This is a genomic window from Pseudomonas persica (genome assembly GCF_900291015.1).
Taxonomy (GTDB): Bacteria; Pseudomonadota; Gammaproteobacteria; order Pseudomonadales; family Pseudomonadaceae; genus Aquipseudomonas.
In genome coordinates this window covers 1-249 of the sequence record NZ_OLKL01000276.1, presented here as the reverse complement: position 1 = coordinate 249, position 249 = coordinate 1, and the positions used below count along the sequence as shown (strand labels likewise).

The following is a 249-nucleotide window of genomic DNA, read 5'->3' as shown; positions in this document are numbered from 1 at the left end:
GTAAAACGTGGCGGCAAGGTGATTGTGCCGGCCTTCGCGGTGGGACGCACCCAGAACCTGACCTATTTGCTGAGCGAGGCAATCGAGGAAGGCGATATCCCCGATATTCCGGTGATTGTCGATAGCCCCCTGGCGGTGAACGCCTCGGATATGTATCGCAAGCACACCGAATGTTTCGATGACGAAACCTGGGAGTTCATCGCTCAGCACCGCATGCAGGGCTTGGATTTTCATAATATTATCTTTACG

Annotated in this window: 1 pseudogene; it reads left to right on the top strand. The window is 53.8% G+C overall.

Annotation, left to right across the window (positions count from 1 at the left end):
- A pseudogene (locus tag FQ664_RS26565) lies at positions 1–249 on the top strand (MBL fold metallo-hydrolase); the annotation flags it as partial.